Origin of the sequence: Actinomadura sp. BRA 177 (assembly GCF_013372625.1) — a bacterium.
GTDB lineage: Bacteria > Actinomycetota > Actinomycetes > Streptosporangiales > Streptosporangiaceae > Spirillospora.
This window is the reverse complement of record NZ_JABXFD010000688.1, coordinates 1-5,049: the sequence shown is the minus strand read 5'-3', so window position 1 is coordinate 5,049 and position 5,049 is coordinate 1. Positions and strand designations below refer to the sequence as shown.

The following is a 5,049-nucleotide window of genomic DNA, read 5'->3' as shown; positions in this document are numbered from 1 at the left end:
TGTGTTTATGCTTACGGTGCCATCTGGGATCTCCGCTGTCCTCTTCGTCGGCAGCGTCAGATGTGTATAAGGGCCAGCGGCGGCTCTGCGCTCGGCGCGGTCGAGGCGCCGGCGGCGGGCGCGGTCGGCGGCTTCGGCGCGGCGTTGCAGCAGGTCGGGCGGGATGAGGTCGTGCCGTCCCGCGATGAACTCCTGCACCCAGATCTTGCCGCGGATCAGCGGGCGGCGGAACTGCTTCTCCCGCCGGACGGCCCGCTGGTAGCGGCGTGAATCCTGGGGGTAGCGCCAGCGCGCCCAAGGAGAGCCCGGGCGCGCCACCCGGATCGCGCCGACGATCAGCAGGGCGGGGACGAAGAGGCCGATGAGGCCCGTCCAGATCTTGCCCTTGAGGAGGGTGATCATGGCGAAGACCAGGTTGATGACCAGGGACACCACGTAGACGCGGGTCAGGATCCCGGTGCCGGGGTCGGGCGCGATGCCCTCGTAGCCGAGCGGGCGGATGCCGAGCAGCAGCAGACCCGTCACCGCGATCGCGACGAACACGGCGTCGACGGACGCGCGGCCCTTCTCCGTCCAGTACACGTCGCTGAGGTGCAGGATCAGCGCGAACTCGTCCAGGACGAGGGCGGAGCCCATGCCGAACACGGCGGCGGCGCCCACGCTGAGGCCGGTGTAGGCGTCCGGGACGGCGAGGCTCCCCACGCCGCCGGCCAGCATCAGCACCACGCCGAACACGACGTGGTGGATGTGCAGGTCGCCGGCGGTCACGTTGCGGAACCACCAGCGCACGTCCGCCCGGATCAGCCGGACGTTGACCCGCGTCAGTACGAAAGTGATCAGGAACGCGACGAAGAAGGCGAACAGCGGAAGCCGCCCGGTCGCCACGATCCGCTCGTCGAACATCTCGATCATCTGCCCCCCGCTGCCTCCATGATGCACCGTGACATGCGCGGATATCGTGGGACCCGGCCGATCAGCGTCGATCGAGGAGAACATGTGAGCCGCACCGTGGACCGCTGCGACCCCGGGTACCGGGCGTGGATCGCCGAGGCGATCCGGCTGGTCGACGCCGACGCCAACCGCAGCGCGGACACGCACCTGCACGTGTTCCCGCTGCCGCCGGAGTGGGGCATCGACCTGTACCTGAAGGACGAGTCCGTCCACCCGACGGGTTCACTGAAGCACCGGCTCGCGCGGTCGCTGTTCCTGTACGGGCTGGCGAACGGCTGGATCCGGCAGGACACGACGATCATCGAGGCGTCCAGCGGGTCGACGGCGGTGTCGGAGGCGTACTTCGCGCGGCTGCTCGGCCTGCCGTTCGTCGCGGTGATGCCCGCCTCGACCAGCCCGGAGAAGATCCAGCTGATCGAGTTCCACGGCGGCCGCTGCCATCTGGTGGACGAGCCGTCCGCGATCTACGACGAGTCGCGGCGGCTCGCGGCCGAGTGCGGCGGGCACTTCATGGACCAGTTCACCTACGCCGAGCGCGCCACGGACTGGCGCGGCAACAACAACATCGCCGAGTCGATCTTCGAGCAGCTGCGGCTGGAGCGGTTCCCGGAGCCGTCCTGGATCGTGGTCGGCGCGGGCACCGGCGGGACGTCCGCGACGATCGGCCGGTACGCGCGCTACCAGCGGTTCCAGACGCGGCTCGCGGTCGTCGACCCGGAGGGCTCGGCGTTCCACGGCTCGTTCGCCGACGGCGACCCGGAGCGGACGGCGGCGGGCTCGCGGATCGAGGGCATCGGCCGCCCCCGCGTGGAGCCGTCGTTCCTGCCGACGGTCATCGACCGGATGATCCGGGTGCCGGACGCGGCGTCCATCGCGGCGATGCGCTGGACGAGCGCGGTCAGCGGCCGCAACGTCGGCGGCTCGACCGGCACGAACATGTGGGGCGCGGCGGAGCTGATCGCGCAGATGCGGGCGGACGGCGAGCGCGGCAGCGTCGTCACGCTGATCTGCGACGGCGGCGAACGCTACGCCGGCACCTACGGGTCGGACGCCTGGCTCGCGGAGCAGAACCTGGACATAGCGCCCTACCTGGCCGCGCTGCACGGCTTCCTGAAGACGGGCGAGATGCCCGCTATCCCGTGACCGTGACGGGGTTCACCAGGTCGGCGTAGATCAGCAGGCCGCCCATGACGATCAGCACGACCGCCATCACGTACGTCACCGGCAGCGCCTTGGCGACGTCCACGTAGCCGGGGTCGGGCCTGCGGAAGACCTTGGCGAACGCCTTCTTGACCGCCTCCAGCAGGGCGCCGGCGATGTGCCCGCCGTCCAGCGGCAGCAGCGGGACGAGGTTGAACAGCCCGACCGCGAGGTTCAGCGAGCCGAGCAGCATCACGAAGAACGACACCTTCTGGGCGCCGGTGTAGTCGTCGGACGCGGCGACCTCGCCGCCGATCCGGCTGACGCCGACGACGCCGACCGGGCCGTTCGGGTCGCGCTTCTCGTCGCTGAACGCGGCGTTCCAGACGCCGACCATCTTCTGCGGCATCCGCACCAGCGCGCCCGTGGTGCGCGCGGTCAGGTCGGTCATCGTGCTGACGACGGCGCCCGGCCCCTGCCGCTCCATCGCCTGGATCGGGGTGATGCCGAGGAACCCGACGTTGACGATCTTGTCGGGGTCCTTCAGGTCGTGCATCTGGTTGCGGGTGATCGGCACGTTCAGCTTCACGTCCTGCCCGCCGCGCTGGACGGTCATCGGGACGGTCTGCCCGCCGTTGTCGCGGATCAGCACCCGCAGCTCGTCGTAGTCGCCGTCGATCTTCTTCCCGTCGAACGCGACGATCCGGTCGCCCGCCTTGAGCCCGGCCTGCGCGGCGGGCGTCGGGGTGGCGTTCGCCGGGCACTCGGTCGTCTGCGACTGGCTCGCCGGCACCATGCATTCGAGGACCTCGCCGATCACCGGCTGCGACCGCACGGTGCCGATGCCCATCAGCAGGATCGCGAAGAACATCACCGAGAGCAGCAGGTTCATCGCGGGCCCGCCGAACATGATGAGCAGCTTCTGCCACCACTTCTTGCCGTAGAACACGCGGTCCTCGTCGCCGGGCCGGATCTCCTCCAGCGCGGCGCCGCGCGCCGACTCGATGAGCCCCTGCCACGGCCCGGTGCTGACCTGCCGGACCTGCCCGGGCGCGTCGCCCTTGCGCGGCGGCAGCATCCCGATCATGCGGATGTAGCCGCCGAGCGGGATCCACTTGACGCCGTACTCGGTCTCGCCCTTGCGCTTGGACCACATCGTCGGGCCGAACCCGACCATGAACTGGGTCGTCCGCACCTTGAACAGCTTGGCGAACGAGAAGTGGCCGAGCTCGTGCAGCGCGATGGACACCAGCAGGCCGAAGAACAGGATCAGCATTCCTGCCAGGTAGACCATCCGGGGTGCCCTTCAACTCGTACGCCCGCGCTCACCGCGGGTGGCCTCGATAACCAACTCAGAGTACGTGATCGACCCCGATCCGGTTTAAGTTAACCGAGGAACCCGCGCAGCAGGGCGGCCGTGCCCTCCAGATGCTCGGCGACGGCGCGGCGCGCGGCCTCCGGGTCGCCGGCGAGGACGGCGTCGACGATCGCGGCGTGCTGGACGGCGGCGTGCTCGATGTTCCGCCCGAGCACCGGGATGGCGTTGAGCAGGTCGGTCACCCGCATCCGGGCGTCCGCGCAGGCCGCCGAGAGCAGCGCAGACCCGGTCATCTCGGCGATCGTCAGGTGGAAGAGGGTGTCGAGGCGGCGGTACTCGTCCGGCCCGGCCGCGTTCAGCTCGGCCAGCCGGGTGCGCAGCATGTCGCGCTGCGCCCCGGTCAGCCGGGTCGTGGCGAGGATCTGCGCGGCACCGGTCTCCACGGCCATCCGGAACGTCAGGGAGTCGTTGAGGTCGTCGCCCATCTGCGCGAGGGCGCGCCTCAGGTCGGACTGGCGGGGCTTCGGACGCTCGTAGGTGACGAACGTCCCGCCGAACCGCCCGCGGCACGACTCGACGTACCCCTCCTGCTGGACGGCCCGGATCGCCTCCCGGTACACAAAATTCAACTCCTCGTAATGACATGACCACATGATGTTATGGTGTGGTGGTGAAGCTGGTCGTACAGGTCAAACTGCTTTCCGACGCCGCCACCGAGCAGGCGTTGCGGGAGACTCTCAAGCTGTGCAACCAGGCTGCCTGCCACGCCTCCCGCCGCGCCTTCACCACGGGGGTAAAGGGCAAGACCGCACTACAACGCCTCGTCTACGACGAGGTGAAGGCGATGGGTCTGTCCGCGCAACCGGCGATCCACTGCATCCGCAAAGTCGCCGGGGCCTACGCCACGCTGGCCAAGAACCTGAAAGCGGGCAGTCATGGGCCGGTCGGTTCGCGGCGCCGCGCGCGGGTGGAGGGCGAGCCGGTCCGGTTCCGGAAGGACGCCGCCCAACCGTTCGACGACCGGTCGCTGTCCTGGCAGATCGACTCCCGCACCGTCAGCATCTGGACCGTGCACGGCAGACTCAGCGGCATCCCGTTCGCGTGCTCGGCTGAGCAGGCGAAGATGTTGGCCGCGCACCGGCGGGGCGAGTCGGACCTGGTTTGGCGTGGCGGCTGCTTCTACCTGTACGCCACCTGTGACGTTCCCCAAGCCCCCGAGTATGTTCCGGACGGGTTCACGGGAGTGGACCTGGGCATCGTCAACATCGCCACCGCGTCCGACGGCACCGTCCACTCCGGCAAGCACGTCAATCAGATCCGGCACCGCAACCGCCGCCTCCGCAGCAAACTCCAGGCCAAGGGCACCAAGTCGGCCAAGCGGCTGCTGCGTCACCTGTCGGGCCGTGAGGCGCGGTTCGCGGCCGACACCAACCACCGCATCTCCAAAAGCATCGTGACCGAGGCTCAACGCACCACGCACGGCATCGCCCTGGAAGACCTGGGCGGCATCCGCGCGCGGGTCCGGCTACGCAAGCCCCAGCGGGTCACACTGCACACCTGGAGTTTCGCCCAGCTCGGCGCCTTCATCGCCTACAAGGCCGAACGCGCCGGTGCCCCGGTGGTCTTCGTGGACCCGCGCC

Annotated in this window: 4 protein-coding genes; 2 read left to right on the top strand and 2 right to left on the bottom strand. The window is 69.5% G+C overall.

The genetic code is table 11. The features are described 5' to 3' along the window. Nucleotides 1-996: 996 nt before the first annotated feature. Nucleotides 997-2,094 carry a PLP-dependent cysteine synthase family protein gene (locus tag HUX53_RS38125; RefSeq protein WP_309237629.1) on the top strand — a complete coding sequence of 366 codons (1,098 nt, stop codon included), beginning with the start codon at nt 997-999 and terminating at the stop codon, nt 2,092-2,094. On the opposite strand, the gene HUX53_RS38120 is transcribed toward HUX53_RS38125, so the two are convergent. After that, on the bottom strand, nt 2,084-3,385 hold the full coding sequence (locus HUX53_RS38120) for an RIP metalloprotease (protein ID WP_176408133.1): 1,302 nt from the start codon (nt 3,383-3,385) through the stop codon (nt 2,084-2,086). The two genes, HUX53_RS38125 and HUX53_RS38120, sit on opposite strands and share 11 nt — an antisense overlap. A gap of 92 nt (nt 3,386-3,477) precedes the next feature. After that, nucleotides 3,478-4,062, bottom strand: coding sequence for a FadR/GntR family transcriptional regulator (locus tag HUX53_RS38115; protein WP_176408132.1), 585 nt, complete (start codon nt 4,060-4,062; stop codon nt 3,478-3,480). A gap of 17 nt (nt 4,063-4,079) precedes the next feature. Between HUX53_RS38115 and HUX53_RS38110 the strand changes: the two genes are divergently transcribed. Then, nucleotides 4,080-5,049: RNA-guided endonuclease TnpB family protein (locus HUX53_RS38110; RefSeq protein WP_176408131.1), on the top strand; the 970-nt coding region annotated here is incomplete at its 3' end.

Bases quoted from the DNA above. Each gene is read 5' to 3' on its own strand.
- HUX53_RS38120 (WP_176408133.1), bottom strand. From the start codon at position 3,385: ATGGTCTACCTGGCAGGAATGCTGATCCTGTTCTTCGGCCTGCTGGTG.
- HUX53_RS38115 (WP_176408132.1), bottom strand. From the start codon at position 4,062: ATGTGGTCATGTCATTACGAGGAGTTGAATTTTGTGTACCGGGAGGCG.